Annotated in this window: 20 protein-coding genes; 14 read left to right on the top strand and 6 right to left on the bottom strand. The window is 64.2% G+C overall.

The genetic code is table 11. From position 1 onward, the window contains the following. Positions 1-95: 95 nt before the first annotated feature. Together O987_RS05980 and O987_RS05975 are read right to left on the bottom strand one after the other, a co-directional pair. Positions 96-800: an aspartate/glutamate racemase family protein gene (locus tag O987_RS05980; protein ID WP_003057759.1), complete on the bottom strand. Its 705-nt coding sequence runs from the start codon at positions 798-800 to the stop codon at positions 96-98. Beyond that, entirely contained in the window at positions 797-2293 is a 1497-nt protein-coding gene (locus O987_RS05975) for an MFS transporter (RefSeq protein WP_003057761.1), read from the bottom strand. The genes O987_RS05980 and O987_RS05975 overlap by 4 nt, the downstream gene beginning before the upstream one ends. Positions 2294-2813: 520 nt before the next feature. Here O987_RS05975 and gdhA point away from each other — a divergent pair. Further along, positions 2814-4160 (top strand): NADP-specific glutamate dehydrogenase, encoded by a 1347-nt coding sequence (gene gdhA, locus O987_RS05970; RefSeq protein ID WP_043371125.1) that lies wholly within the window; start codon positions 2814-2816, stop codon positions 4158-4160. Between the two features lie 104 nt (positions 4161-4264). Here gdhA and O987_RS05965 read toward each other — a convergent pair whose 3' ends face one another. Further along, complete coding sequence (locus O987_RS05965) at positions 4265-6970, bottom strand: HAD-IC family P-type ATPase (protein WP_043371124.1); 2706 nt, start codon at positions 6968-6970, stop codon at positions 4265-4267. Between the two features lie 483 nt (positions 6971-7453). On the opposite strand from O987_RS05965, the gene O987_RS05960 reads away from it, so the two are divergent. From O987_RS05960 to O987_RS05945, 4 genes are all read left to right on the top strand, one after another. After that, positions 7454-8395: a Bug family tripartite tricarboxylate transporter substrate binding protein gene (locus O987_RS05960; protein WP_043371123.1), complete on the top strand. Its 942-nt coding sequence runs from the start codon at positions 7454-7456 to the stop codon at positions 8393-8395. A 178-nt stretch (positions 8396-8573) separates the two neighbouring features. Then, entirely contained in the window at positions 8574-9056 is a 483-nt protein-coding gene (locus O987_RS05955) for a cupin domain-containing protein (RefSeq protein ID WP_080731452.1), read from the top strand. Between the two features lie 438 nt (positions 9057-9494). Continuing rightward, on the top strand, positions 9495-10658 hold the full coding sequence (locus O987_RS05950) for a GGDEF domain-containing protein (protein ID WP_043371122.1): 1164 nt from the start codon (positions 9495-9497) through the stop codon (positions 10656-10658). A 128-nt stretch (positions 10659-10786) separates the two neighbouring features. After that, complete coding sequence (locus tag O987_RS05945; RefSeq protein WP_043371120.1) at positions 10787-11152, top strand: DUF5329 domain-containing protein; 366 nt, start codon at positions 10787-10789, stop codon at positions 11150-11152. A 16-nt stretch (positions 11153-11168) separates the two neighbouring features. Here the strand turns inward: O987_RS05945 and O987_RS05940 are convergent, their stop codons facing one another. Further along, positions 11169-12044 carry a methylglyoxal synthase gene (locus O987_RS05940; RefSeq protein WP_019043766.1) on the bottom strand — a complete coding sequence of 292 codons (876 nt, stop codon included), beginning with the start codon at positions 12042-12044 and terminating at the stop codon, positions 11169-11171. A gap of 183 nt (positions 12045-12227) precedes the next feature. Between O987_RS05940 and O987_RS05935 the strand changes: the two genes are divergently transcribed. From O987_RS05935 to O987_RS05895, 9 genes are all read left to right on the top strand, one after another. Further along, complete coding sequence (locus tag O987_RS05935) at positions 12228-13091, top strand: alpha/beta hydrolase (RefSeq protein ID WP_003057779.1); 864 nt, start codon at positions 12228-12230, stop codon at positions 13089-13091. A 158-nt stretch (positions 13092-13249) separates the two neighbouring features. Then, positions 13250-14425, top strand: a complete 1176-nt coding sequence (locus O987_RS05930; RefSeq protein WP_029158718.1) for a multidrug effflux MFS transporter — start codon at positions 13250-13252, stop codon at positions 14423-14425. Between the two features lie 117 nt (positions 14426-14542). Beyond that, positions 14543-15541: a tripartite tricarboxylate transporter substrate-binding protein gene (locus O987_RS05925; RefSeq protein WP_043371118.1), complete on the top strand. Its 999-nt coding sequence runs from the start codon at positions 14543-14545 to the stop codon at positions 15539-15541. A 16-nt stretch (positions 15542-15557) separates the two neighbouring features. Next, complete coding sequence (locus O987_RS05920) at positions 15558-16880, top strand: sulfatase (protein WP_043371117.1); 1323 nt, start codon at positions 15558-15560, stop codon at positions 16878-16880. 124 nt (positions 16881-17004) lie between these two features. Then, positions 17005-18012 (top strand): tRNA (adenosine(37)-N6)-dimethylallyltransferase MiaA, encoded by a 1008-nt coding sequence (miaA, locus tag O987_RS05915; RefSeq protein ID WP_043376142.1) that lies wholly within the window; start codon positions 17005-17007, stop codon positions 18010-18012. 38 nt (positions 18013-18050) lie between these two features. Beyond that, on the top strand, positions 18051-18785 hold the full coding sequence (locus O987_RS05910) for an ABC transporter ATP-binding protein (protein WP_003057784.1): 735 nt from the start codon (positions 18051-18053) through the stop codon (positions 18783-18785). Continuing rightward, positions 18782-21418: an ABC transporter permease gene (locus O987_RS05905; RefSeq protein ID WP_043371115.1), complete on the top strand. Its 2637-nt coding sequence runs from the start codon at positions 18782-18784 to the stop codon at positions 21416-21418. The genes O987_RS05910 and O987_RS05905 overlap by 4 nt, the downstream gene beginning before the upstream one ends. 87 nt (positions 21419-21505) lie before the next feature. Then, the gene (locus O987_RS05900; protein WP_003057786.1) at positions 21506-21946 is read left to right on the top strand and encodes a VOC family protein; all 441 of its coding nucleotides are present in this window, start codon (positions 21506-21508) and stop codon (positions 21944-21946) included. Between the two features lie 63 nt (positions 21947-22009). Further along, positions 22010-23182: a lipocalin-like domain-containing protein gene (locus O987_RS05895; protein WP_051962119.1), complete on the top strand. Its 1173-nt coding sequence runs from the start codon at positions 22010-22012 to the stop codon at positions 23180-23182. 3 nt (positions 23183-23185) lie between these two features. Here O987_RS05895 and O987_RS05890 read toward each other — a convergent pair whose 3' ends face one another. Both O987_RS05890 and O987_RS05885 read right to left on the bottom strand, forming a co-directional pair. After that, complete coding sequence (locus tag O987_RS05890; protein ID WP_043376138.1) at positions 23186-23851, bottom strand: TetR/AcrR family transcriptional regulator; 666 nt, start codon at positions 23849-23851, stop codon at positions 23186-23188. Positions 23852-24030: 179 nt separating this feature from the next. Then, entirely contained in the window at positions 24031-26475 is a 2445-nt protein-coding gene (locus O987_RS05885; RefSeq protein ID WP_003057794.1) for a membrane-bound PQQ-dependent dehydrogenase, glucose/quinate/shikimate family, read from the bottom strand. Positions 26476-26567 lie beyond the last annotated feature (92 nt).

Below are 26567 nucleotides of genomic sequence, written 5' to 3'. Positions count from 1 at the left end.
CTTTTCAATCTGAAATCTATGATTTACTGGCGATTAAAGCTCTCCAATCAATAGCATCCAACCGCATCCGCATCCGCATCCGCATCCAATAGCATTCAGTGGGTGACGGCGAGCGCCAGGCCCGCCAGCGCCGCCTGCACTGCGGCCACCACCGGCGACAGCACCGGCACCTGAAAGCGTGGCGCCAGCCACAGCGCGGCTTCGGACAGCGGGCCGCCGCCGATCACCACGGCCTGCGCGCCATCGCTTTGCACGCATTGGGCCACGGCATCGCCCAGGCGCTCGCATTGCAGGGCCGGGTCTGCAGCCAAGGCCAGCGGCTCGCCCGCAGCAATGCGCGTGCCGCAGAACCAGGGCGTCAGGCCCAGTGCCGCGACCGAGGCGGCAATCGAAGCCTCCAGCCCCGGCGTGGTCGTCGCAATGCCGAAGCGACGCGGCAGGCCCTGCTCATCCCGTGCGGCCTGCAGCATGGCGGCTTCGCCGATGCCAAAGGCGGCAACCCGCTGCGGCAGCGCCGCACGCAGCAACTCCAGCCCGGGATTGCCGAAGGCGGCCACGATGATGGCCCGGCCGGCCTGGCTGTCATCGCCCTGGGCAAAGGCCAGGCCCAGACGCAGCACCTCCTGCTCGGCGATCTTCAGCCCTGCCTCGTCGGTAATCATGGCCGCGCCCCTTTCGGCCGTCGCGCCGTGCAGCAGCACGCCGGGCGACAGACAGGCCCGCGCCTGTCTCAGCATCAGCGCCGTGGTCTGCTGCGAGGTATTGGGGTTGATCAGCAGAACATGCATACCAGCCTTCATGCCGTGCGCTCCTGACTGCCGGCATGCACGCCTGCAGCGACTGCAGACTCCTGCCCGGCGGGGGATTCGCCGCCCGCACCTTCCTCGATGGAACGGCCAAAGGTCTCGGGGGCAAACTGCACGGCAATCGCAAAGATGAAATACATGGCGGCGATCATGCCGAACATTCCGGAGACGCCGTGCAGATCGAACATCTTGCCTGCCAGCACCTGGGACATGGCTCCGCCGATCGTGCCCAGGGCCAGCAGGAAGGAGGTGCCCAGCGCACGAATGCGCGTGGGATACAGCTCGGGCGCAAAGATCCAGATGGAGGTGTTGAGCGTCAGTACGCAGAACTGGAACAGCGCACCGCAGACCAGGATCATGGCCACGCTATCGGTGAAGTTGCCGAACGCCAGGCCCGCCAGACAGGCAGCAATCGCCCCTACCGTCAGCACCCGTTTGCGCGGGAAGTAATAGCCCATGGTCGATGCCGCGATCGCGCCGGCGAGGCTGCCCATCTGCATGACGATGGTGAAGCTGAAGCTCTTGGTGATGGAGTAGCCCTGTGCGACCAGAATCGTCGGCATCAGCGTGAGCACCGAGAGCTGCGCGCCAAACGTCATCCACGAAGCCACACCCACGGCAATCGTGCGCCGCGCATAGCCGCCCCTGAAGATGTCGGTGAAGGAACTGCGCTGCACCGTCTGCGCGGCAGCCGTCTGCGCCTGCGCACTGCCTGGGCTGATGAACTCGCGCAGTTCATACTGCGCATTGGCCAGCTTGCCCGCCGCCAGCATGCTCAGCACCTGATTGGCTTCCTCGACCCGCCCCTTGGAGAGCAGAAAGCGCGGCGTCTCCGGAACGAAGCGGCGGTAGAACACGATGAAGATGGCCGGCATGACCAGACAGCCGAACAGCCAGCGCCAGGAATCATCGCCCGGGAACAGCGTGAACACGCCCAGCGCGAACGCTGGCGCCAGCATATTGCCCAGACCGCCACCACCGACGTTGATAAGACCGACTGCCGTGCCGCGAAAGCGGGCCGAGCAGAACTCGGCCAGCATGGTCACGGCCGTGGTGATTTCACCGCCCAGACCAAAGCCCACGATGGCACGTGCCACGGCGAGGAAAGCGTAATCGGGTGCCAGTGCGCAGCCGACGGCACCCAGCGTGAACAGCGCCAGGTTCACATTGAGCATGAAGCGCCGTCCCATGCGATCGGCCAGGTAGCCCGAAAGCAGGCGCCCCATGGCGGCGGCAAAGAAAGTGATGGTGTTGAGAAAGGCAATGTCCGTCGCGTCCAGCCCCCATTGCTGTCGCAGCAGAGGCCCGACCAGGCCGACCGCGTTCTGTTCGAACACATCGAAGAGCACGCCGCAGACCACCAGAAAGATGATGCTTTTGTGCGAGCGCGTCACGCCGATCTGGTTGAGCGCGTTTTCGAGCTGCTGCATCTGCGCCGCACTGGCCTTGCCTGACGCCGAGGGCGTCACGGGAATCTCAGCTGCCATATCCACCTCCTCTTGGTGAGGGCTGGCCTGGCGCTGGGCCGGCAAGCCAATTGAAATTAAGTTTTCTTATTAAAGAATATGAAATTTAAATTTCAAATCCAGATTTACCCAGGCCCTGCAGCTGGCTGCGCAGTCCACCCGCTGAGTCGTGCGGCCGGGCTCATGAAAATCAGTTTTCACAATTGCAGATTTCGTGCCTGAAATCACATGCACCACGATGGTGCTAGCACAGATAAGACATTGCGGGCGGATGAAGCCGGACATCACGAGACAAAAACGCTGGTGTGACAAGCCGCAAAAATGTTTTTACGACACCAGGATGAAAAATCCTTTACTTCAAATGCACCATCCAAGTGCCTGAAAACTAAGAACAAATACAGAATAAGTGTTCCAAATTCGGGCATGGACGCACCAGAATTGCGCTCTCATGCACCGAATCCATGCATGACGGCATAACTTTTTGGCATAATTTTGGTTTCGCGAGTTCAGCGCATTCCCTGTCCCTGTCAGAAAGTTCTCTATGAAGTACGAGTCCGTAGGCCAATTCCTGGAAGAAGTGGCACAACGCAACCCCGGTCAGCCCGAATTCCTGCAAGCCGTCACCGAAGTGATGGAAAGCCTGTGGCCCTTCATCGAGAAGAATCCCAAGTACGCCGAGCACGCCCTGCTGGAGCGCCTGGTCGAGCCCGAGCGCATCATCCAGTTCTGCGTGAGCTGGACTGACGACAAGGGTCAGGTGCAGGTGAACCGCGGCTTCCGCATCCAGCACAGCATGGCCATCGGCCCCTTCAAGGGCGGTCTGCGCTTCCACCCATCGGTCAACCAGTCCGTGCTGAAGTTCCTGGCTTTCGAGCAGACCTTCAAGAACGCACTGACCACTCTGCCCATGGGCGGCGGCAAGGGCGGCTCGGACTTCGACCCCAAGGGCAAGAGCCCTGCCGAAGTCATGCGCTTCTGCCAGGCTTTCGTGTCCGAGCTGTTCCGCCACGTGGGTCCCGACACCGATGTGCCCGCAGGTGACATCGGCGTGGGCGGCCGTGAAGTGGGCTATATGGCCGGTATGTACAAGAAGCTGTCGAACACTGCAGCTTCCGTGTTCACGGGCAAGGGCCTGTCCTTCGGCGGATCGCTGATTCGTCCCGAAGCCACTGGCTACGGCACCGTGTACTTCGCCCGTGAAATGCTGGCCACTCGCGGCCAGTCCTTTGAAGGCAAGACCGTGTCCGTGTCCGGCTCGGGCAATGTGGCTCAGTACGCCGTGGAAAAGGCCATGGAGCTGGGCGCCAAGGTCGTGACCGTGTCCGACTCCTCGGGCACCGTGTATGACGCCGCCGGTTTCACCACCGAAAAGCTGGCCATCCTGATGGATGTGAAGAACCACAAGTACGGCCGCGTCAGCGACTACGCCAAGCTGGTTTCCGGGGTGGAATTCCTGGCAGGCAAGAGCCCCTGGTCCATCAAGGTGGACGTGGCCCTGCCTTGCGCCACTCAGAACGAGCTGACCGAAGCCGATGCCAAGACCCTGATCGCCAATGGCGTGCTGTGCGTGGCTGAAGGCGCGAATATGCCCTCCACCAACGAAGCCGCCCGCGCCTTCGAAGCTGCCGGCGTGCTGTACGCACCCGGCAAGGCATCCAACGCCGGTGGCGTGGCCACTTCGGGTCTGGAAATGTCGCAAAACTCGGCCCGCCTGTCCTGGCCTGCCGAAGAAGTGGATGCACGTCTGCTGCAAATCATGCAAAGCATCCACGCTGCTTGCGTGAAGCACGGCAAGCGCGAAGACGGCACTATCAGCTACATCGACGGCGCCAACATCGCCGGCTTTGTGAAGGTGGCCGACGCCATGCTGGCACAAGGCGTGATCTAAGCGCCAAGCGCTCAGCACTCGCAAGAAAGGCCCTTCGGGGCCTTTTTTCATGCCCTCGGCCTGGCAGTGAAACGACGGCTTGAATGCCTTGCGTGCACAGTGCCCTAGGCCCTCACGCCCAATCTCATCCAGCGTACCAAGAACTTCTCGACCTCCAGCAACAGCAGCAGGGCAACACCCAGCCCTATCGCCAGCAGTCCGGCCTCCAGGTCGACAGGACGGCTGTCGAACAGTGCCTGCATGGGCGCGGTATAGGTGAACAGCAGTTGCACCAGGGTGACGCCGGCCACGCCCAGCAGCACTGCCGGGGTTCCCAGGACGCCGCGCAGGCTGAGCGAGGTTCCTTGCGTGTAGCGCACGCTGAACAGATAGAAGATCTCCATGATCACCAGCGCATTGACCACGATGGTGCGAGCCAGTTCGACCGAGTCGCCGCGGCGCAGCGACCACTCGAACATGCCGAAGCAGCCCAAGGCAAACAGCACCGAGACCAGGGCGACGCGCCAGAGCAGATAGGGCTGCAGCAGCTGCTCGTCCGGCGAACGCGGCTTGCGCTGCATCAGCGTGGCCTCGGGTGGTTCGAAGGCCAGCGTCAGTCCCAGAGCCACGGCAGTGACCAGGTTGACCCAGAGAATCTGCACCGGAGTGACGGGCAGTGACAGGCCCAGCAGAATCGCCACGACGATGACGATCGCCTGGCCGCCGTTGGTCGGCAGGGTCCAGGCAATGACCTTGCGCAGGTTTTCGTAGACGGTGCGCCCTTCCTTGACGGCGGCGACGATGGTGGCGAAGTTGTCGTCGGCCAGCACCATGCCTGCGGCCTCCTTGGCCGCGGCCGTGCCGGTAACGCCCATGGCCACGCCGATATCGGCCCGCTTGAGCGCCGGTGCGTCGTTGACGCCATCCCCGGTCATGGCGATGACGCTGCGATCGGCCTGCAGGGCCTGCACCAGGCGCAGCTTGTGTTCGGGGCTGGTGCGCGCGAATACCGTGGAGGCACGGGCCACATCGATCAGCTGGGCATCGTTGAGCCCGTCCAGCTCATGGCCCGAGGTGACGCGGATGGTGTCGGCCAGCGCGAGTTCCCGGGCAATGGCGGCGGCCGTGGCGGCGTGGTCGCCGGTAATCATCTTCACGGCAATGCCGGCGCTACGGCATTCGCGCACGGCCGTCTTCGCCGAGTCGCGCGGCGGATCTATCATGCCCAGCACGCCAAGAAGGCTGAGGTCCTTGACGTCGGCCATGTCCACGCTGTCCTTGCCATCTGCCGGGACACCGCTGGCCAGACCCAGCACGCGATAGCCTTTGGCAGCCAGGGCATCGATCTGCTCCAGCCAGTAGGCAACATCCAGCGCCTGCACGCCCTCGGCGCCCTGCTGATCTCGGCACATGGCCAGCACCTGCTCTGGAGCCCCTTTGACAAACACCACGGGAGCAGCAGCCAGCGGCCGGTGCAGCGTGGCCATAAAGCGGTGAACGGCATCAAACGGCACCTCATCCAGCCGATGCCAGTCCTGGCGCAGCTGATCGACATCCAGGCCGGCCCGTGCTGCCAGCGTCACCAAAGCACCCTCCATGGGGTCGCCTTCGACCGCCCAGACCTTGCCTTCGGCATGTCTGACATGGGCGTCGTTGCAAAGCGCCGCACCTGTGGCGAAGTGCAGCAGTTGCGGATGCAGCGCAGGCTCGGTCTCCTCGCCCTTCAGGCTGAAACGCCCCTGGGGCGCATAGCCCTCGCCATCTATGTCGAAGCTGGCCCCGGGCAGCACCACGGCACGCACGCTCATTTCATTGCGCGTCAGAGTGCCGGTCTTGTCGGAGCAGATGACGGAGACCGCGCCCAGTGTCTCCACCGCCGGCAGATTGCGCACGATGGCATAGCGTGCGGCCATGCGCTGCACGCCAATGGCCAGCGCAATCGTCATGACCACGGGCAGGCCTTCGGGGATGGCAGATACGGCAATACCCACCACGGCGATGAAGGCGTCGGCCGTGTCGTAGCCGCGCCCCCATAGTGCGAAGCAGAACATCAGCGCGGACAGGCTCAGTATGGTGATGGTGAGCTGGCGCGCGAAACGGTCCATGAGCCGCGTCAGCGGGGTGGCCAGTGTCTGCACCGAACCCAGCATGGTGCTGATCAGGCCCAGCTCGGTGCGCGGGCCGGTGGCCACCACCACACCCAGGCCCTGCCCGGCAGCCACCAGGGTGCCGGAATAGGCCATGGAGAAGCGGTCACCGAGAGCAGCATCGGCGGCCACCGGATCAACCGACTTGTCGACCGCGACCGATTCACCGGTCAGCATGGCTTCGTCCAGCTTCAGGCTGCTGGCGCGCAGCAGCCGCACATCGGCCGGGACGCGGTCGCCGGCTTCGAGCAGCACGCAGTCGCCGGCGACCAGCTCCTCTGCAGACACCGCCATGCGCAAACCGTCGCGCAGCACATTGGCGCGGCTGGAAACCATGGCCTTCACGGCATCCAGCGCCTTTTCGGCGCGGCCTTCCTGCACGAATCCGAAGACCGCATTGATCAGCACCACTGCGAGGATCACCCCCGTATCGACCCAATGCTGCAGCAGTGCGGTAACGACGGCCGAGCCCAGCAGGACATAGATCAGCAGATTGTTGAATTGCGACAGAAAGCGGGCCAGCATGCCGCGTGAAGCGGCGGCAGGCAAGGCATTGGGGCCCTGCTGCTGCAAACGCTCGCGGGCCTGGTCGGAGCTCAGTCCGGCGGCAGTCGATTGCAATTGAGTGAGTACGGCATCGGTCGGCAACGCGTGCCAGGCGGCAACGCGGGTCTGTTCCTGCATCTGAGACTCCCTGACGATTCAACTGAAACGCTTGTGAGCCGGATCTGCGCCCGGTTGGCTTGACGCTTGCATGGTATGCGCTTGAAACGCTTTGCAACCGACTATGTGCAGGATTTTCGATAGCTCGATGGCTACCAGGGACTGTCTCGTACCGCCTTCCAGCACGGTTGCAAGGGCTGTTTTTCTGGCGGTTCTGAAGGGCGGGTCGACTGCTGGCCAGAGCTTCACCGCCCAAGGCAGCGGCCGCAAATTCTGAATTTGCAAGCCTCCCGGATCAAGCTATGCGGCACCGCACACGAGCTGGAAATCATGCGAACTGCTGGTTTTCATGGATTCTTTCTTAGCAAAGATTTCATGACAATTCATTTAATTTTGTTGAGCAATCCAACATCAATCACCGAATCAACCTTAGCCACACCTCTGTGGAGCCCCATGAATCCAGATCGCGCCTTTCTTTCCCGCCGCCTTTGCATCGGCTGTGCCATGACCAGCCTATTCACCGTCGCGGTGCAGGCACAGGATGCCTATCCCGGCAAGCCCATCCGCATCGTGATTGGCTATGCCCCGGGCGGCTCCGTCGACATGGTCGGCCGCGTGGTCGGGGACATACTGGCCAGGCAGTTGAACGCCACCGTCGTGGTCGAGAACGTGCCGGGCGCCGCAGGCGTGGTGGGAGCACAGCGCGTGGTATCGGCCAAGCCCGATGGCTACACCTTGCTGGCCGGCTCGAGCAACGAAATGGCGGGCACCAAATTTGTGAATGCGGCGCAAAAGTACGATCCGGCAACGGACCTGACTCCGGTGAGCCTGACCGCGCAGGCCCCCAATCTGTGGGTGGCCGGAGCGCATGTCCCTGTCAAAACCGTGGATGACTTCGTCAAACTGGCCAAGGCCAACCCTGGCAAATACAGCTACGGCAGCCCCGGCATTGGCTCGACACCGCATTTTTCGGGAGAGCTGATCAAGAAGACTGCGGGTGTCTACCTCGTGCACATCCCCTACAAGGGTTCTCCGGCCATGACCAGCGATCTGGGCGGCGGCAACCTGGACTTCGCCATCCTCTCGCCCATGGCCGCAGCGCCGCTGGTGCAGACCGGAAAGATCCGGATTCTGGGGGCCACCACGGCCACCCGCATCGCCACGCTCAAGGAGATTCCGGCGCTGGCGGAACATCCCGCGCTCAAGGGCTATTCCCTGAGCGGCTGGTTTGCCCTGGCCGCCCCCAAGGGTCTGCCTCCGGAAGTGCTGGCCAAGCTGCAAAAAGCGATACAGGCAGGTCTTGCCGACCCGGCCATCCGCCAGAAGCTCGAAGCAGCCGGAACCCCGCCCGCCAAGGGCCATGAAAGCCTTGCCCAGGTGATGCGCACCGACATGGACAAATACGCCGAGCTGGTGAAGTTCGCGAGGATCAGCGCAGACAACTGAAGCGGCGGCCTGCGACGTCAGGCGCTTTCCTGCCCGAATGCTCTTGTGCAGTGGGGCCCGGGCTGTTTTTCGGCGGCCCTGCGACTAGGGCTGCCCCCATGGCATGGCCGCACTCCTTCCCGGTACAAGTGACAGGTTTCACCACTTGTCTCCGTCACAAACCTTGGAGGGTAATTTCATGTCCTTGATTCGCCGCGCCAGCTTTTCCAGCCTGCTTTGCAGCAGCGCCTTCATGCTGTTCAGCCAGAGCGCCCTGGCCCAGGCGGGTATGCCCCAGGCGGGTACGCCCCAGGCGGGTATGCCCCAGCCGGGTGCGGCCCAGCCGGGTGCGGCCCAAACCGGAGGCCTGTCCCGGACCATGGTCGGCAAGGCCGATGTTTCGGTACCGGGCCGCGAAGCCGTGGTGGCCAAGGTGGAGGTCGCCCCAGGCTCGCGCGCGGGCCGCCATACCCACCCCGGCGACGAGATCAGCTATATCAGCGAGGGCGAGGTCGACCTGCTGATCGACGGCCAGCCGCCGCGCACGCTCAAGGCCGGCGAGAGTTTTGTCGTGCCGGCTGGCGTGATTCATGACGCACACAATGCCAGCAATGGCACGGTCAAGCTGATTGGCGTGTATGTGGTGGAGAAGGGCAAGCCGCTGGCCACACCGGCCCCCTGAGCGCCAAACGACGGTGCCCGGCGGCGGAACAGCGCCGCACTTCCGGCCTCCGGCATGGCCGAGGCCTTGGCTGCATGAACGGGGTCAGACCTGCATTATTGGACTGCCTCCGCCGAATCGGTCGCAGGCGCGCTGAATATGCTGCCGCCATGGCTAGCTCAGGCGGCAGGGCCTGATGCGGCTGGTCAGCGAGAAAGCCCTGCTGATAGCCGCAGCTGCGGCGTCAGACACTCCGCCTCGATCCGATTTACCCTGCCGGCCCGGTCCACAGTGGATGCCAGAAAATCCGCATCCTGCGACAATTCGCCGCGCCTGCGGCGCCGCTCTATTGCAGTGCCACGGCCCCGACCATCGCCGAGCGGCGGATCCGCTGCCGTGCATTGCTCCTGGCCAGTCGGCTCTCACACGGAGCCGCCTGTGTCGATACATTCATCGTCCATGGCTCTCGACCCCTTCACCCTGCTCGTCCTCACCTCGGCCATGGCTGCCGCCTCGGCGTTGTACCTGGCCGCCGAATGGAGCAGCGTACGCGAACGCTCGCTGCTGCTCTGGAGCGCAGGGTTTGCCATCATCGCCGTGGGCTGTGTGCTGGCCCTGCTGCGTTCCCGTGGCTATGTGCTGTTCGGCATCTGGTTTCCCAACGGCATGCTGATCGTCGCCCACTGGCTGTTCCTGGCAGGCGTCGCTGGATTCACGCGCGTCCGGCTGCCGCGCGCCTGGTGGCTGCTGGCCGTCATCTGGCTGGCGATGCTGTTTCTGCCCGAGGGGCCCTGGTGGTCCAGGGCGATGCTGGGCATCCAGTCGCTGCTCATTGCCATCATCACCTTGCGCGCCGGCCTGCTGCTGCGCCCACAGGGCGGCGCGCTGAGCGTGGGGGCGGCGCAGCTGCGCTTCGTGCTGCTGGCACACGGACTGTTCTACCTCGCCAAGGCCGCCTCGCCCGTGGTGCTGGACACTTTTGTCAACCTGGCCGGTTTCCGCGGCACGGTCATTCTGGTGTCACTGGTGGAAGGCGCGATGGCGATCATGCTGCTCGCAATGTCCATGATCGGCACCGAGCGCCATCGCCGCGAGGAACGCATTGCACAGATCGCCGCCCGCGACCCGCTGACCGCGCTGGACAACCGTCGCGCTCTCTATCTGCGCGCACCGCAGCTTCTAAAGCAGGCCTCACCGGCCAGTCCTGGCGCCCTGCTGCTGATAGACATAGACCACTTCAAGCAGGTCAACGACCTGCACGGGCACGACGCCGGCGACCGGCTGCTGGTGAGCCTCGCTGACCTCATCCGTGGCGCGCTGCCCCACGGCTCGCTGGCCGCGCGACTGGGCGGGGACGAGTTCGTGATTCTGCTGCGCGGCATCTCGGGCGCCGCCGCGCAGGCACTGGGCCAGGACTTGCGCGAGGCGTTCGCGCAGCAGGCGCGCACGATGTTCGCGACCCCGGAGCCGGTATCCCTGAGCATAGGCGCTTCCCTGTTCGATCAGCCCGACATGGAGTTGTCGCACTGGCTCAAGCGGGCCGATGACGCGCTCTACGCATCGAAGCGCAAGGGGCGGGACCGGATGGAGCTCACCCCTTTCCCAGCCGGACTGAGGCACTGATGCCTCCTGAGCCTGGCGGCCAGAAAAACGAAAGTCCGGCGATGCACCAGCGAAAGTGAAGTGACGCCAAAGGCCGCCGCACGCTATTGCAAGCCTGGTGCTTTCCGGACTTTTGTACGATCTGCTCCATGAAGCACACCATTACCGCCTTGCTGCTGTCTGCAGCCAGCGCCTTGAGCCTTGCCGCATCGCCCGTACCTGCGGCGACCCAGGAGATCGAGCACCTGATCGGCCATCTCAAAAGCTCGGGCTGCGAGTTCCAGCGCAACGGCAGCTGGCATGACAGCAACAAGGCCGCCGAGCATCTGCGCAGCAAATACGACTATCTGCTCAAAAAGGGCTGGGTGGCGACGGCCGAGGACTTCATTGCCCGCGCAGGCACGCAAAGCAGCATCAGCCAAAAGCCCTATCTGGTCCGCTGCAGCGGCAAGGAAGCGGAAACCAGCGCCAGCTGGCTGCAGGCCGAACTCAAGCGCTACCGCAGCCGCCAGTAGCGCTCAGCAGCTGGCTTCAGCCAGCGCGCTTGACGGCCGCATCGCACCAGCGCTGCGCCACCTGGGGTGAGGTGCTGCAGACGGCATCGTGCGTGACCGTGGTCACGGCGCGCTCCAGCAGCTGGATATCGGCTTCGTGCTGGCGTGCCACATGCGGGTCTTCGAAGAAGATGGCGCGGTGGCAGCGCTTTTCCAGCACCAGATCGGCAATCTGCGCATCGCCGCCCAGCGGGCCGCTGTTGTAACGATCCACCCAGGGCTTGTCGGCAGGCCAGCCCTTGCTCCAGGCCATCTCGTTGAGCTTCTGACCCGTGGTGCCCGTGCCCACGCGGCGGCGGTAGCGACTGAGCAGCTCGAAGTTGCGCGCAGCAAAGTCCAGCATGGTGGGCTTCATGGCATCGTGGGCGATCAGCGCCAGCGTCTGGTTCTCATAGTCGTGAAAGCGGTCGGCATTGCGGTCACGCGCCAGACCGGCGTGAATGCGCTCCATCTCGATCCAGTCGCGCGTGGAGGCGACCGTGGAAAGAAAAGGCTTGCCGTGAATCACGCACTGGCGCTTCAAGGCCAGGGCTTCGGGGAAAATGGACGAGGGGTCCACGGGGTCCATCAGATAGATGGCGCCATCAAGAGTGCGCTCGTCCCCCTCCATGCCCACCACTTCGGCCACCAGCCTCATGAGCCCGCCCTCGCGGCCATAGGGGTAGCGCACCAGGCCTCTGTAGCCCTGGAGCATGCTGGCCGCCGTGATGGCGTCATAGGTGCGGCCCACGGTATGAAAGCCCAGCTTGAGCTCGCGAATTCCGGCCTCGCATGCGCGCAGCAGGGCAAACAGCGCGGCGTCCTCGGTTTGGTGGTGGAGTTTGTTGGCGGCAAGACCCAGGCAGATCGACATAGTGAACTAATCCTTCAAACAGGCTTCAAACGCTCGCAAACTCTGCGCAACCAGCTATGCATTTGCGGTTTGAAACACCCGCAAGAATATCGCCAATTCATGCACTGCAGATGACTGGGGCCAGGTCAGACAGCCATACTTGCACAGCACTTGACAGCCGCCCTCTTCCGTCGCACTCCTTCCATGCCCAAGACCTCACGCTTCTGCAGCCCCCGCCGCCTCGCGGCAGCACTCGGTCTTGCCTTGCTGCTGGCGCTCGCGATCTGGGGCATGCGCGAGATCGATGCCCGGCAGCGGGTCTGGATTTTTCAGCCCAGCGACCGCAGCTGGCCCGGAGCCAACACGGCCGGCATGCAGGAACAATGGATAGACTTTCGCAGCCGCGACGGCAGCGCCGCCAGGCTGCACGCCCTCTGGATGCCATCCGGCAATGCACGTGCCCCGCTGCTGCTTTTTCTGCATGGAGCGCGCTGGAATGTGACAGGCTCCTCGCCACGCATACGGCGCCTGCAGGCCATGGGCTTTTCGGTGCTGGCCGTGGACTACCGCGGCTTTGGCAAGAGCAGCCCGGCCCTGCCCTCGCAGGCCTCGGCCGCGGAGGACGCTCGTGCCGCCTGGGAATGGCTGGGCCGACAGGCCGCAGGCAGGCCGCGCTATGTCTTTGGCCACTCGCTGGGCGGCGCCGTCGCCATCGATCTGGCCAGCTCCGTCAAGGACGAAAGCGGGGTGCTGGTCGAGTCCACCTTCACCAGCATTCCCGATGTCTTCGACTCCATGCGCTGGGGCTGGCTGCCCGTGAACTGGTTGATCACGCAGCGCTTCAATTCGGTCGACAGGGTGGCAGACATCGGCTCGCCGCTGCTGGTCGTGCACGGCACGGCAGACCCGCTGATTCCGGCCCGGCTGGGCCGGCAGCTGTTCGATGCGGCGCGCGAGCCCAAGCGCCTGATCCTGGTCGAGGGCGCCAGCCATCACAACACCCAGTCCAAGGCACTGGTGCAATATCGCCAGGCACTGCATGAGCTGTTCGGCCTGAATCCGCGCTGAGCGACATCGTCACATACTGTCTCGTCAGCATACGGATCAATGGACAGCTTCTGATAGTCTGTCTGGCTATGTCTGCTCCGCCTGCCCTGAACACAGAACCAGATTCCGCTCAATCCCTTGATGAGCAAGCGAAGAATGCTCCTGAATCTGCAGTGTTCGTGATTCTCACGCTGGGGCTGCTGCTCGGTCTTCAGCCGCTGGCAACCGACCTCTATCTGCCCGCCCTGCCTCAGCTGCAGCAAGGCTTTGGCGCCCATGTCTCGCAGACCCAGCTGACACTGACCGGCTTTTTGCTGGCCTTTGGCTGCTCGCAGATTCTCTGGGGCCCGCTGTCGGACCGGCTGGGCCGCCGCCCGGTCTTGCTGCTGGGCATCAGCGGCTATGTGATCGCCGCTCTGGGCTGCGCCAGCGCACAGAGCATGGAGGCCTTGATTGCCTGGCGCAGCCTGCAAGGCGCAGCACTGGGCGCCGGTGTGATGTGCGCGAGAGCCGTGGTCCGCGATCTCTACGCACCGCACATGGGCGCGCAAGTCATGTCCAAGGCACTGACGGGCCTGGGTGTGCTGGCTTTTCTGGCGCCCATCAGCGGCAGCCTGCTCGTGGGTTGGCTGGGCTGGCGCTCCACCATGCTGGCACAGGCCTTCATGGGCTGTCTGGCCTGGCTGCTGGTGGTGCTGCGCTTCAGGGAATCGATTCCCCAGCGCAACCCGCAGGCGCTGCAAGCGGGCAATCTGCTGCGCACCTGGTCGCGCATTGTGCGCAACCCCATGTTCCAGGCCTACAACCTGCTGACCTGCTTCAGCTATGCAGGCCTGTTCACCAATCTGGCGGCCTCTTCGTTCACCTACATCAACGTGCTGCATATGGAGCGTACGCAATACGGACTGATGCTGGGCGGCAACGCGCTGTGCTATGTCGCAGGCACCTTTGCCTGCCGCCGTCTGCTGCGCAGCATGAGCGTGCGGCGCGCCGTGGCCGTAGCGGGGGTGCTGTCGCTGACGGCCGGCTCCATCATGGGCCTGGCGGCCCTGGCCGATCTGCGCAGCATCTGGGCCTATGCCCTGCCCTTCTGTCTCTACCAGATCGCCCACGGCATACACATGCCCTGCGGACAAAGCAATGCCATCGCGCCTTTTCCCCAGGCAGCGGGTACGGCCTCGGCCATCAACGGCCTGGTGATGATGCTCATGGCGTTTGCCATGGGACATTGGCTGGGACTGAATCTGGATGCGGATTCCACCATGCCGCTGGCCTTCGGCATCTGGTTCTGGTCAGCCTGCACGGCCATCACGGCATGGACGCTGGTACAGCGTTTTGGCATCAGCAAATCATGATTTGAAATAAGATGTTTGGGTTATTTAAAAACCAATTTTTATTATTTTTCTTTTTATAGAGATTTTTCGAGAATGCCTGGACTGGCCAACGCGCCGCACTTTTTGTGATCTCCAGCCATGCATTCCCACCGCTCCTTTCTGCAGCAATCGCTGCTCGCCGCCAGCTCTGCTGGCTTTTCCCTGAACTCTCTGGCCAAGGCCGCCGAGTTCTCCGCCGTTCCTCAGGCCAGCCGCATTCTGGTGGGCTTTGGCGCAGGCGGTGGCATCGATCTGCTGGCACGCGTGCTGGCCGAAAGCATCGCCGCACAGCTGGGCAAGAGCCACTATGTGGTGGTGGACAACAAGCCCGGCGCCAACGGCCAGATTGCCGCACAGACCCTGCTCAACGCCCCTAGCGACGGCAGCACCTATCTGATCGCACCGCTGATCACCCCGGTGCTCTCGCAGATCGTCTACAAAAAGCCTGGCTACGATCCAGCACGCGACTTTTCCCCCGTGGGTCTGCTCGCGCATTTCCAGTTCGGTCTGGCCGTCCCCGCCAGGCACCCGGCGCGCAATATTCAGGAATATGTGGCCTGGCTCAAGGCCAACCCCGAAAAGGCCAACTTCGGCAGCCCTGCCGTGGGCAGCCTGCCGCATTTCTTCGGTCTGCTGCTGGGCGAAGCGGCCGGCGTCAACATCGTGCATGTGCCCTACAAGGGTGGCCCGGCCATGATGACCGATCTGATCAGCGGCCAACTGGCCTCCGCCATCCAGACCACCAGCGAGCTGGCGCCGCTGCACAAGGAAGGCAAGGTCCGCATTCTGGGCACTTTCGGCAGCCAGCGCGGCCGCGAACTGCCCGATGTGCCGACCTTTGCCGAAGCCGGCTACCCCAAGGCCACAGGCAGCGGCTGGTACAGCCTGTGGGCACGCAAAGGCACTTCGCCCGAAGCCATTGCCACCGTCAACCGCGCCGTCAACCACGCGTTGCTGGACCCCAAGCTGCAGACCAAATGGGCCGAGCTGTCCCTGCAGCCCGACCCACGCACGCCACAGGCCCTGGAGCAGTTGCGCGTGGCCGAAGTCGCCAAGTGGCGTCCCGTGATCACCAACTCCGGCTTTGCCATCGAATAAGCGAGCTGAGCGACGCATGACCACACCGAACATCGTTTTCATCCTGGCCGACGATCTGGGCTGGGCCGACCTGGGCGTCTATGGCGCCACCGATTTCAAGACCCCGCATCTGGACCACCTCGCGTCCCAGGGCGTGCGCTTCAATCAGGCCTATGCCAGCTCGGCAGTCTGCTCGGCCACACGCATTGCGCTGATCACCGGACGCTATCAGTACCGGCTGCAGGCCGGGCTCGAAGAACCGCTGGCCCGCCATGGCGCGCAACTCGGCCTGCCTGCCGATCACCCCACGCTGCCATCGCTGCTCAAGCAGGCCGGATACGACACGGCACTGATAGGCAAATGGCATCTGGGCAAGCCGCCCGCCTACGGCCCGCAGCGCAGCGGCTACGACTATTTCTTCGGCAACCACAGCGGTGCCATCGACTACTTCACGCACAAGCCCGGCGTGGGCGAGCAGTTCAGCCCCGACCTCTGGCAAGGCAACGAGCCCGTGGAGCGCACGGGCTACTACACCTATATCCTGGGCGATGAAGCAACGCGCTATGTGCATGAGCGCAAGGACCAGGACAAGCCTTTTTTCCTGTCGCTGCACTTCACTGCACCGCACTGGCCCTGGGAAGGCCCCGGTGACGAGCATGTCGCGCGCAGCATCAAGGATCTTTTCCACTACGACGGCGGCAGCCTGAAGAAATACGGCGAGATCGTCGAGGCCCTGGACAAGGCCGTGGGCCAGGTGCTGCAGGCGCTCGATGACACCGGCCAGGCCGACAACACCATCGTCATCTTCACCAGCGACAACGGCGGCGAGCGCTTTTCCAAGACCTGGCCCTTCACGGGCCAGAAGACCGAGCTGCTGGAAGGCGGCATCCGCGTACCTACGCTGCTGCGCTGGAGCGCCCGCATCCGGCCCCAGGTCCAGGAACAGGTCACCGCCAGCTTCGACTGGCTGCCCACGCTGCTGGCCGCAGCAGGCGCCAGACCTCACCCCGACTTCCCCAGCGACGGCCAGAACATTCTGCCCATCCTGCAGGGCATTGCAGCCAATACCGAGCGCAGCCTGTTCTGGCGCTACAAATCACAGACCCAGCGTGCCGTGCGTCAGGGCCCCTGGAAATACCTCAAGATCAACGACAACGAGTTCTTGTTCAATGTGGAGGAGGACGCCCGCGAGCGCGCCAACCTCAAGGAGCATCAGCCAGAAATCTTTGCCGGACTGCGCAGGCAATGGGAGGAATGGAACGAGCAACTGCTGCCGATCAGCGCCGAAAGCTACAGCCACGGCCTCTCGCCCGATATTCAGGCCGACCGCTATGTGCCGGCACGGCTGAGCCAGGGCTAGGCAGGGCGCACTAAGCCCCGCCGCTGCCGCAAGGCGCGCAGGCTGCGTTATCCTTCACAACCAGCAAGAACCAATGACCGACGGTCATTGGTTCTTGTGCTTTGACCTGTACGGATTTCGCCCCATGACTGCTGCCCACGCCCTGCCCTGTATCGCCATTGCCGGCCCCACTGCCTCGGGCAAGACTGCGGCAGCGCTGGCCCTGACCGAGCGGCTGGCGCAACGCGGTCAGAAGGCCGAGATCATCAGCGTGGATTCGGCCCTGGTCTACAAAGGCATGGACATCGGCACGGCCAAGCCCACGAGGGACGAGTTGGCTGCAGTACCCCATCACCTCATCGACATCCTCGATCCGTTGCAGGCCTACAGCGCGGCCGAGTTCGTGCGCGACACGCAGAAGCTGGTCGATGAAATCCGCGCCCGCCAGGCCATACCTCTGCTGGTGGGCGGCACCATGCTGTATTTCAAGGCGCTGACGGACGGGCTCGACGATATGCCCGCAGCCAACCCCGACGTGCGCGCCATGCTGGACGCGCAGGCCGCCGAGCTGGGCTGGCCCGCCATGCATGCAAGACTGGCCCAGGTGGACCCCGTCACGGCAGCACGCCTGGCCCCCGGCGACAGCCAGCGCATCCAGCGCGCACTCGAGGTCTGGCATGTCTCGGGCCAACCGCTTTCAAGCTTTCACACGACCAGGAAAAAGACGGGCCCCGCCGAACAAATGGGACTTGCAACGCTTTTCTCTCTGGAGCCTGCAGAGCGAGCCTGGCTGCACCAGCGCATTGCGCTGCGCTTTGATCTGATGCTGGAGCAAGGCTTCCTCGACGAGGTGCGCAGCCTACGCGCGCGCGGCGATCTGCATCTGGACCTGCCCTCGATGCGCTGCGTGGGCTATCGCCAGGCCTGGGAAGTGCTGGACGCGCTGGAGGCCGATCCCGGCAAACCGCTGGACATGGCAGGCCTGCGCGAGCGCGGCATCGCCTCCACACGCCAGCTGGCCAAGCGCCAGATCACCTGGTTGCGCTCCATGCCCCAGCGCCGTGCCATTGCCTGCGATGCGCCCAGCGCCCAGCAGCAATTGCTGGATGCTGCCTTGGCAGCCATTGAGGCAGCACAGCAGGCCGCAGGCTAAGGACCTTCCGCAGCAGCGTCCATCGTTAAGATCGCTGCATGACTGCCACCGACTCATCCCACGCCCATCCGCTGTTGCAGGTCAGCGACCTTGCCAAACGCTATGGCGAGGGCGAGGCCCAGACCACGGTCTTCGCGCAGGTGAGCTGCGAGATCGCCGCCGGCGAATTTGTCGCCATCGTCGGTAACTCCGGCGTGGGCAAGTCCACCTTTCTCAACTGCCTGGCCGGGCTGGACAGCTGGCAGCAAGGCCGGGTTCTGCACAGCGGCACGGATCTGTCCACGCTCGATGAAGCCCGGCGCGCCATCTGGCGGCGCGCGCATCTGGGCTTTGTGTTCCAGGCCTTTCATGTCCTGCCCCATCTCGATGTGGGGCAGAACATTGCCCTGCCGCTGATGCTGCTGGGCCGCATGGATGACCAGGGTCAACAGCGCGTGCAGCAGGTGCTGCAAGCCGTGGGACTCGCGGGTCTGGGCCAGCGCCTGCCCCAGCAGCTCAGCGGCGGCCAGCTGCAGCGCGTAGCCATTGCGCGTGCCCTGGTTCATTCACCGCCTCTGCTGCTGGCCGATGAGCCTACGGGCAATCTCGACCCGTCCACTGCTCAGCAGATCATGGATTTGCTGCTGCAGCAAACCCGCGACAACGGCACGGCGCTGGTGCTGGTCACCCATTCCGCAGAAGCGGCCAGGCGCGCCGATCGCGTGCTGCGGCTGACGGCAGGCGGCATGGAGGCCGAACTATCCGCCTCCCAGCAAACCTCCCTGGGCCTGTGACTTCACGCTCCCCGCTTCTTCTGCTGCTGACCAGCTTCTCCTGGCAGGAGTTGCGCCAGCACCCCTGGCGTACGGCCACGGCGCTGATTGCCATCATGCTGGGCGTGGCGTTGGGCTTTGCCGTCCATGTGATCAACCAGTCCGCACTGGACGAATTCTCCAGGGCGGTGCGCAGCGTCAACGGCCAGCCTGATCTGCAGCTGCACGCCATGCAAGGCGGCCTGCCGCTGGCGCTCTACCCCCAGGTGGCTCAGACCCCGGGCGTCGCCAGCGCCGTGCCCTGGGTCGAAACCACGGTGCTGCTGCCCGGCAGCAGCGCAGACCCGCAGACGCGCAGCACGCAAGGGGCAGCTCAGGGCGTGAGCTTGCGCGTGCTCGGCAGCGATGCCCTCAAGCTCGCCCCTGTCGCCCCGGCACTGATGCCGCGTTTGTTTGAAGACGGCGACCGTCTCGATCTGTTTGCTCCCGACGCCGTGTTTCTCAATGCCGCTGCCTTGCAGGCCCTGCGGCTGAGTCCTGAGCAGGCCGTCAACGCCCCCATACGATGGCTGCTCAACGGCCAGGCCCAGCAGTTGCGCATTGCGGGCACGGTCGCCGCCAGCGGCGTACCGCTCGCAGTCATGGACATTGCCGCACTACAGCAGAAGCTCGGCCTGTTTGACCGCATCGACCGGCTGGACCTATTGCTGACCGACAGCGCCAGCCGCAGCCAGGTAGGCGCCGCCCTGCACGCATTGGCGGCCTGGCAAGACCAGATACTGATCCAGCAGCCCAGCGACGATCAGCAGCGCGTGGGCGAGATGTCGCGCGCCTACCGCGTCAACCTCACGGTGCTGGCGCTGGTGGCCTTGTTCACGGGAGCGTTCCTGGTGTTCTCGGTACTGGCGCTCAGCGTGGCTCAGCGCGCGCCGCAGTTTGCGCTGCTGGCCGTACTCGGAGCCACGCCGCGCCAGCGCATGGCACTGGTGCTGCTGGAAGCGCTGGCGCTGGGGACTCTGGGAAGCTTGGCTGGTATTGCGTTGGGTACGGCGCTGGCCTGGCTGGCGCTGCAGGTGCTGGGCGGCGATCTGGGCGGCGGATTCTTCGACGGCGTGCAGCCCGCCCTGCACTGGAGTCCTGCGGCAGCGCTGATCTTCGGTCTGCTGGGCCTTGCAGCCACGCTGGCCGGCGCCTGGTGGCCCGCACGTGCCGCCATGGATCTGCCACCTGCGGCCACGCTCAAGGGGCTGGGCAGCACGCACGAGAGCGCTCCGCGTCTGTGGCCCGCTGTCACACTGCTCGCAGCCAGCCTGGTGCTGGCCTTTATGCCGCCGGTCGCAGGTGTCCCGCTGGCCGCCTATATGGCCGTGGGCCTGCTGTTGCTGGGCGGCATGTCGGCCCTGCCCTGGCTGCTGGGTGCGGTACTGGCACTGGTACCCAACGCCTTTTCGCGCCAGCCGCTGGCCATGCTGGCGCTGGAGCGCGCGCGGCGCATGCGCCACGCCACTACCGTGGCCGTGGGCGGCGTGGTGGCCAGCCTGAGCCTGGCGGTGGCCCTGACGGTGATGGTCACCAGCTTTCGAGGCAGCATGATGGAGTGGCTGGATGCCGTGTTGCCCGCGCCCCTGTATGTACGCGCCGCAGGCGGCTCCAGCCGTGTCGATGCTGCCCTGCTGCCCGCCGACGCGGCGCGGCGCCTGGAACGGTTGCCCGGCATAGCGCGTGCCCAGGCCATGCGCAGCAGCCAGTTGGTACTCAGCCCCGAGCGCCCGGCCCTGAGCCTGCTGATTCGCCCGCTTCAAGGTGAGCAGGCCATGCAGCTTCCCTGGGTGCAGGGGCCGCTCCATCAGGCCCGCCCGGGCATAGCCGTGCACATCAGCGAAGCCGTTGCCCAGCTCTATGGCCTGAAGCCCGGTGACAACTGGCCGCTGCTCTCCAAGGCTTTCAGCCTTCAAACTCAGGACCATCAAGCGCCAGCAGCTTCCTTTTACATAGCATCCGTGTGGCGCGACTATGTGCGTCAGTTCGGTGCTGTCGCCCTGGACTGGCAGGACTATCTGGCGCTGGTGGGCAAAGCTGGCAATGCGGCTCAGATCAGCGAAATTGCCATCTGGCCGGAGACCCCGGGCCCCGATCTGCAAGCGGCGATAGAGCAGGCCCTCGGCACGCCGGGGCAGTCCCCCCCGGCGCTGGAGTTTGTCAGCAGCCAGGCGCTGCGCGAGCGCTCCCTGCGCATTTTCGATCGCAGCTTTGCCGTCACCTACTGGCTGCAGGCCGTGGCCATAGGCATAGGCCTGTTCGGCATTGCCGCCAGCTTCAGCGCACAGGTGCTGGCCAGACGCAAGGAATTCGGGCTGCTGGCCCATCTGGGCCTGACGCGCCGCAATGTGCTGAGCGTGGTCGCCGCCGAGGGACTGGCCTGGACCATGCTGGGCACCATCGCCGGCACGCTGCTGGGCCTGGGCGTGGCAGTGATCCTGGTGCATGTGGTCAATCCGCAGAGCTTTCACTGGACCATGGAGTTGCGCCTGCCCCTGCTGCGCCTGCTGGCGCTGGGCGCTGCCGTGGTACTGGCCGGCGTCATCACCGCGTGGCTGGCCGGGCGCCGCGCCGCCAGTGCCGACGCCGTGCTGGCCGTCAAGGAGGACTGGTAGCTATACCTGCACCCCTGTCAGCGTTTTTCACATGATTGCGCCATTGCGCAGCGCACAATGAAACCTTCACCGCTGTGAGGAGTTCGTATGCAAATCCAGCCCTATCTCTTTTTCGATGGCCGCTGCGAAGAGGCTCTGGATTTCTACCAGGCCGCTCTGGGCGCCGAGGTCACCATGCTGATGCGCTACAAGGATGCTCCGCCGCAGCCCGAGCCATCGACACAGCAAGGCTGTGGCCCGGGCCAGATGGATCCCGAAAAAATCATGCACGCCAATGTCCAGATTGGCGAGACGCAGATCATGGCATCTGACGGCATGAACGGCGGCAAGCCCGACTTCAAGGGATTTTCTCTGTCCATCACCGCGCCCAGCGAGAATGAGGCCGACCGCATCTTTGCCGCCATCGGCCAGGGCGGCAAGGTACAGATGGCGCTGGACACCACGTTTTTTGCGCGTCGTTTTGGCGTGGTGACCGACCGCTTCGGGGTCAGCTGGATGGTGATCGTTCCCCTGGTCGATATAGGCTGAGGCGGCGCAAAGCAGCACCTCGGGATCAGGGCATTGTGCTGATCGGCTGGGCGACAATGGACGATGCCTTATCAGCCCACGCCCTCCCAGCCTCAACAACCGGCACTGCTGGCCCTGTCACGCAGGCAGTCCCTGCAGACGCTGGCTGCGGCCGGTCTGGGCTGGGCGGCTCTGGGCCTGCCTCTGCCAGGCATGGCTTTGCCACTCAAGACCCTGCAGTTTCCGCGCGACTTCGGCAGCCACCCGGATCTCCAGACCGAGTGGTGGTACATCACCGGCCGACTGCAGGCCGGCGGCAAGCCCTGGGGCTTTCAGCTGACCTTCTTTCGCTCTCGCATCGAAGCTGCCCAAAGCCTGCAATCGACACTCGCAGCCAAGCAACTGATCTTTGCCCATGCGGCCTTGTGCGATGTCGAGGGCCGCAAGCTGCTCCACGATCAGCGCATGGCGCGCGCGGGCCTGGGTCTGGCAGGAGCCAGCGAGAGCGATACCGATGTGCGTATCAACGACTGGTATCTCCAGCGTCGCCCCGTGCAAGGCCAAAACGCCGTGCAGGCCAGCCGTTACCAGGCGCTGCTGACAACCAAGGACTTCACGCTGGATCTTGAATTTGACAGCACACAGCCATTGCTGCTGCAGGGCCTGAACGGTCTGTCACGCAAAGGCCCACGTGAGGAACAGGCCAGCTATTACTACAGCCAGCCCCAGCTCAAGGTCGGCGGCTCCATCGCCGTGGCCGGCCAGTCGCTGCCTGTGCAAGCCAGCGCACACAACCACGCCTGGCTCGACCATGAATGCAGCGCTGCCATCATGGACCCAGAGGCCCAAGGCTGGGACTGGATAGGCATGAATCTCGATGACGGCAGCGCACTCACTGCCTTTCATCTGCGCCGACGCAATGGATCGGCACTCTGGGCAGGCGGCTCATTTCGCGCACCGAACCAGAGCGCGCAAATCTTTGGCGCCGATCAGGTACGGTTCGAGCCGCTGCGCCACTGGAACAGCCCGCACAGCAAGGCCAGTTACCCCGTGGCCTGGAGCGTGCGGACACCGGCGGGCCGTTTCGAAGTTCAGGCCCTGGTGGACGACCAGGAACTGGACAGCCGCGCCAGCACCGGCGCCATTTACTGGGAAGGTCTGTGCGAGCTGCGCCGCATAGGCGCCGATGGAACAAGCCGTCGCGCGGGCCAGGGCTACCTGGAGATGACAGGCTATGCGAACGCGCTACGGCTTTAGGACCTAGGACTTGCACACCAGAGCACCGAGCTGATCGAGCAACAGCTGCAGATGGCGCTCGCGCAAGTTCTCGCCCAGCAGATCGACCTGCAGCAGGCTCTGCCAGGTCGCGGCATGATCCACGCGGAAGCCGGACAGGGCCGAAATCAGATAGTGGACATCGACAGCGGTCGGCTGCTCCCTGAACAGGCCCTGCGCCACGCCGCGCTGCAGGATGCGCTCGATCGGCTCCAGCGCCGCCTTGCGCAACAGCTCGGTCTTGGAGATCTGACCCAGCATCTCTCCGCTCTGGAAATTCTCCTGCAGCACCAGACGCGTGAACTCCCGGTTCTGCTCGTGATACTCGAAGCTCTTGCGCGCCAGAGCATGCAGCGCCTGCAAGGGCTCCAGCGCATCGAGATTGAGCTGCTCCTCGGACTCGCGGATATCCGAATAGCTCTGCTCTATGACCGCGAGATACACATCCTTCTTGTTACCGAAGTAGTAGTACAGCATGCGCTTGGCGCAGCCCGCTCTGGCGGCAATGCGCTCCAGCCGAGCCCCGTCATAGCCGTAGTTGGCAAACTCGGTCTTGCCCGCGTCCAGCAGGGCCTGGCGCATGTCGGCCGAGGCCTCGTCTGCCGAAGGCTGCTGGCTCAGTGAATTTTCAGGACCTTGCTGCTCGCTCACGACCACATCTCCATTGACTCAAGCGCGCCAGCGTACATGAAAAAAGCCCCCCCCACGCTTCCCACTGCGTGTGGTCGCGGCCCCTCCGAGAGGGGCGCTTTTCATCTTGGGGCGGCCCGGCGATGAAAAAAGCCATGGCTCTGGCGAGCCATGGCTGGTCGGATCAATGCCTGCGGCGCTTATTTGCCGCTATCCGGCAGCGCGTAGGCAATCACATAGTCACCGCGGTCGGGCGACTGGCGGGCACCGCCGGCCGAGATCACCACGTATTGCTTGCCGGTTCTGGGCGACTTGTAGGTCATGGGGCCGCCCTGGCTGCCCACAGGCAGACGGCTCTTCCAGATTTCCCGGCCAGTGGCGCTATCCCAGGCGCGCAGATAGTAATCCTGCGTGCCGGCAAAGAACACCAGGCCGCCTTGCGTCGCCAGCGTACCACCCAGCGTGGGCAAGCCCACCGGCATGGGCATGCGCATCTTGATGCCCATGGGACCCTGATCCTGCACCGTGCCCACAGGCACCTGCCAGACCACTTGCTGAGTCTTCATGTCGATGGCTGTCAGCGTGCCGAACGGGGGTTTCTGGCAAGGGATACCCAGCGGCGACATGAAGCGGTCCTTGATCACCGCATAGGGAGTGCCGCCCAGCGGCACCTGGCCCATGCCGGTGTTCGGCGCCTCGCCGCCGTCGGACAGCTTGTCCTTTTTCTGCTGGGGCATCATCTGCACCCACAGGCCCAGACGCATGTCGTTCACAAAGATCAGATTGTTGCCGGGGTCCGCCGACAGACCGCCCCAGTTCATGCCGCCCAGCGAGCCCGGAAAGCTCAGCGACACATCGGTGCCTGGCGCGGTGAACAGGCCTTCATAGCGCATGGACCTGAACTTGATGCGGCAGATCAGTTGGTCCACCGGCGTCGCGCCCCACATATCGGCTTCGGTCAGGGTCTTGGTGCCGATCTGCGGCATGCCCACGGAAAGAGGCTGGGTCGGAGCATATTTTTCGCCGGGAATATGACCGGGCTTGACGGCAATGTCTTCCACCTTGGTCAGCGGCTGGCCGCTGTGGCGGTCCAGCACAAAGATCTGACCGGCCTTGGTGCCGACCACCAGCGCGGGGGTGCTTGTGCCGTCCTGCCGAGGGAAGTCGATCAGCGTTGGCGCCATGGGAATGTCGAAGTCCCACAGATCGTTGTGCACGGTCTGGTACACCCATTTTTCCTTGCCCGTGGCGGCATCCAGCGCGAGGATGGAGGCGCCGTACTTCAGGTCCGCCGCAGAACGCGTGGCGCCATACAGGTCCACCGAAGGCGATCCCATGGGCAGGTAGACGGTGTTGGAGCCGGGGTCGTAGGTCGTGCCTGCCCAGACATTGGCCGAGGAGCGGGTGTAGGTCTGGCCGGGCTTGAGCACTTCATTGGGCGTGGCCGATCCGGAGTCGAACGCCCAGCGCTGCGCACCGCTCACCACATCGAAGCCACGGATCACGCCACCAGGCATGTCCACCTGCACGTTGTCGGCCACGCGACCACCAACCACCACCGTGGTGCCGGCCACCGTGGGGGCCGATGTCAGGGTGTAGAACGCGGGATTGGAAACAGTGCCGACGCCCTGCTTGAGGTCGACCACGCCATGATCGCCGAACTCGTCACAGAGCTCGCCGTTGTCTGCATTGATGGCAAACAGGCGTGCGTCGATGGTGTTCATGAGAATGCGGCGCTTGCAGGCTGCACCGGCCGGCAGGCTCACCGCCTGCACGGGAGTCGATCCCGGCACGCTGGGCTGGGCCAGCGCGGCATCCGCATCAAAGTAGGCCAGGCCACGGCAGCGCTCCCACACACCGCCCACATGGGAGTTGGTGTCATGACGCCACAGCTGCTTGCCGGTATCGGCGTCAAGCGCGATCACATTGTTGCTGGGCGTGCAGACAAACACCTTGTCGCCCACCTGCAGCGGCGTGGTCTGGTCCTCGGCACCGGCACCCGTGGATTGGGGCACATCGCCGGTGTGGAAAGTCCAGGCCACCTGCAACCGGTTCACGTTGTCCGCGTTGATCTGATCCAGTGCGGCAAAGCGGTCATTGTTGCTGCTGTTGCCGTAATGGCTCCAGTCCTTTTGCTCACTGGCTGCATCCACGGGCCTGCGGGTCACGGCAGACTGGGTCTGTACCTCGGGGTGGATCTGGAACATGGACACAAAGGCCGCCATGCCAGCCAGAAGCAGGACCGCTGCGCCTGCAAACGGTGCCTTGCTGGCCGAGGCCTTGCCCGACCCGCCTGCCTTGCGCAGCAAGGGCATGCTGGCCAGCACCGCCACCGCAGCAAAAGTCAGGGCCAGCAGACGCGAAATCAGGCTCCAGTAATCCAGGCCCACTTCGGCCAGCGCCCACAGCACGGTGGCGGCAAAAGTGGCCAGATAGAACCATGCTCCGCTCACCCGGCGGCGAATCAGTTGCAGGCCGGACAGCAGCAGCCCCAGGCCAGCGAGCAAGAAGTACCAGCTGCCGCCCAGGCTGATGAGCTTGCCACCGCCTATCAAGAAGAACAGGCCGGCAAGCGCCAGCGCCGCCCCCAGAACCCAGAGCCAGATGCGCGCAGCCAAGGGCTGCGCCTGCTCCTGATGTGTCATATCGAACCTCGAACTGTATGAGCCCGCGCGCGCACCGGCCTCCGGTGACGGCTAGGCATTTCTTGAATGAGAAAAAAAGTCCATTGTTGTGA

The organism is Comamonas testosteroni TK102 (assembly GCF_000739375.1).
GTDB lineage: Bacteria > Pseudomonadota > Gammaproteobacteria > Burkholderiales > Burkholderiaceae_C > Comamonas > Comamonas brasiliensis.
This window is presented reverse-complemented; position numbering and strand designations above follow the sequence as displayed.

What these genes read in the sequence shown, in the direction of transcription:
- O987_RS05885 (WP_003057794.1), bottom strand. Translation starts at nt 26,475, where the DNA reads ATGACACATCAGGAGCAGGCGCAGCCCTTGGCTGCGCGCATCTGGCTC.
- gdhA (WP_043371125.1), top strand. Translation starts at nt 2,814, where the DNA reads ATGAAGTACGAGTCCGTAGGCCAATTCCTGGAAGAAGTGGCACAACGC.
- O987_RS05980 (WP_003057759.1), bottom strand. Translation starts at nt 800, where the DNA reads ATGAAGGCTGGTATGCATGTTCTGCTGATCAACCCCAATACCTCGCAG.
- O987_RS05945 (WP_043371120.1), top strand. Translation starts at nt 10,787, where the DNA reads ATGAAGCACACCATTACCGCCTTGCTGCTGTCTGCAGCCAGCGCCTTG.
- O987_RS05940 (WP_019043766.1), bottom strand. Translation starts at nt 12,044, where the DNA reads ATGTCGATCTGCCTGGGTCTTGCCGCCAACAAACTCCACCACCAAACC.
- O987_RS05895 (WP_051962119.1), top strand. Translation starts at nt 22,010, where the DNA reads ATGCCTTATCAGCCCACGCCCTCCCAGCCTCAACAACCGGCACTGCTG.
- miaA (WP_043376142.1), top strand. Translation starts at nt 17,005, where the DNA reads ATGACTGCTGCCCACGCCCTGCCCTGTATCGCCATTGCCGGCCCCACT.
- O987_RS05975 (WP_003057761.1), bottom strand. Translation starts at nt 2,293, where the DNA reads ATGGCAGCTGAGATTCCCGTGACGCCCTCGGCGTCAGGCAAGGCCAGT.
- O987_RS05955 (WP_080731452.1), top strand. Translation starts at nt 8,574, where the DNA reads ATGTCCTTGATTCGCCGCGCCAGCTTTTCCAGCCTGCTTTGCAGCAGC.
- O987_RS05950 (WP_043371122.1), top strand. Translation starts at nt 9,495, where the DNA reads ATGGCTCTCGACCCCTTCACCCTGCTCGTCCTCACCTCGGCCATGGCT.
- O987_RS05925 (WP_043371118.1), top strand. Translation starts at nt 14,543, where the DNA reads ATGCATTCCCACCGCTCCTTTCTGCAGCAATCGCTGCTCGCCGCCAGC.
- O987_RS05900 (WP_003057786.1), top strand. Translation starts at nt 21,506, where the DNA reads ATGCAAATCCAGCCCTATCTCTTTTTCGATGGCCGCTGCGAAGAGGCT.
- O987_RS05960 (WP_043371123.1), top strand. Translation starts at nt 7,454, where the DNA reads ATGACCAGCCTATTCACCGTCGCGGTGCAGGCACAGGATGCCTATCCC.
- O987_RS05920 (WP_043371117.1), top strand. Translation starts at nt 15,558, where the DNA reads ATGACCACACCGAACATCGTTTTCATCCTGGCCGACGATCTGGGCTGG.
- O987_RS05935 (WP_003057779.1), top strand. Translation starts at nt 12,228, where the DNA reads ATGCCCAAGACCTCACGCTTCTGCAGCCCCCGCCGCCTCGCGGCAGCA.
- O987_RS05965 (WP_043371124.1), bottom strand. Translation starts at nt 6,970, where the DNA reads ATGCAGGAACAGACCCGCGTTGCCGCCTGGCACGCGTTGCCGACCGAT.
- O987_RS05910 (WP_003057784.1), top strand. Translation starts at nt 18,051, where the DNA reads ATGACTGCCACCGACTCATCCCACGCCCATCCGCTGTTGCAGGTCAGC.